The sequence below is a fragment of the Arthrobacter glycogeni genome (assembly GCF_054511155.1).
In genome coordinates this window covers 1-1,343 of sequence record NZ_JBTNDE010000050.1, presented here as the reverse complement: position 1 = coordinate 1,343, position 1,343 = coordinate 1, and the positions used below count along the sequence as shown (strand labels likewise).

The following is a 1,343-nucleotide window of genomic DNA, read 5'->3' as shown; positions in this document are numbered from 1 at the left end:
CCATTTACGGCAACGAATCATTCCGGCGGTCGGTTCTGATGACTGAGGTAAGCGAACGTCCGGGGTTGGCGGACATATCCGGTATTCCAGTGAAGAGCCGGCCTGGGTTGGAGCGCAGGCTTAGCCTTTTGGTGCAGGTGAACATGGATATGAGTTTCGCTACGGTAATGGTGCGTGGGTCGCTGACCCCGGAAAACTGCGAGTCGCTGATACGTGTCATTGCCCGCACGAGTTACCTGGCGCCGGACTTGTCGATCACGGTGGATCTCAGCGAAGCGAAAACGATCGACCGTGAGGCCATGAGTAGGCTCCGCAACTATCCTTCCTGGACGATCGTGGGGGCTCCATGATGATTTGCCGCCAGCCCTATCTGGTAGTTGATGGTGCAGTGTCCGGGTGGAGTATCACGGATAGGCATAGTAATCGTTGAGGGTCCGCGCCGATCCGCCCGGCGTACGGGCGGGGCTAAAGGGACGGGCGCGAGTATGAATGCTAAGACCCTGATCAGACTGCGGGATCCTAGCCCGGGGAACCCTGTCGTACCGGGCCGTTCCGGGAGCGTGGCGGGCGAAGCGCCGGCCGGGTCGGTGCCCCGTAGTGCAGAGATTAGACCCACTACCCGTGCCGGAATGAGTGCGGATACGGGGGATACCTTGGTGGAACTGCTTTATAAGACCGGGCAGGGTAACGAAGAGGCCTTTACCTTGTTTTACCGGAACACTGCGGGCCGGGTCCATGGGCTGGCCAGACGGGTGATCCGCGACCCGGACCTGAGTAGTGATACCTCGCAGGAGGTGTATTTGCAGGTATGGAGGACAGCGGCTCTCTATGATCCTTCCGTTGGTAGCCCGATGGCCTGGCTGATGATGATCACCCACCGCCGTGCAGTGGATCGGGTCCGATCGGAACAAAGCGCCACCACCCGTGCCGCCCGGTACGGGGTGGCTGTGTTGGTCACTGACTATGACAACACGGTGGAAACCGTTATGCACCGGGTTGAGGTGGAGTCCGTGGTGGGATGCCTGAAAACCTTGACCAGTATGCAACGAGAATCGATCCAGCTCGTCTATTACGGTGGCCTCACCTACCGGGAGGTGGCCGAAACGCTCGGTGTGCCGCTGTCGACCGTCAAATCCCGGATCAAAGACGGGCTGCTGCACCTAAAAACCTGTATGGGGGTGAGCTGAAGAAGCGTGCGGCATGGCCGGCCGGAACTAACCCGTCAACTCAGTCAGAAGACGCCCGTACCGTTGCGCGGGGCACGGCAACCAAACCCATCCCACCAATTCCACAACTGATGAAGGAGAGAAACATGTTTGAACACTTCAACACCCCTGAGGAAA

Annotated in this window: 2 protein-coding genes; both read left to right on the top strand. The window is 59.2% G+C overall.

Going from position 1 to position 1,343, the window contains the following annotated elements:
* Positions 1 to 350 (top strand): hypothetical protein (locus ACX80O_RS16670; protein WP_459334174.1); only part of this gene is annotated, 350 nt, incomplete at its 5' end.
* 279 nt (positions 351 to 629) lie between these two features.
* A complete protein-coding gene (locus tag ACX80O_RS16665; RefSeq protein ID WP_459334173.1) occupies positions 630 to 1,187 on the top strand; it encodes an ECF RNA polymerase sigma factor SigK in 558 nt (185 codons plus the stop codon).
* Positions 1,188 to 1,343: the final 156 nt, after the last annotated feature.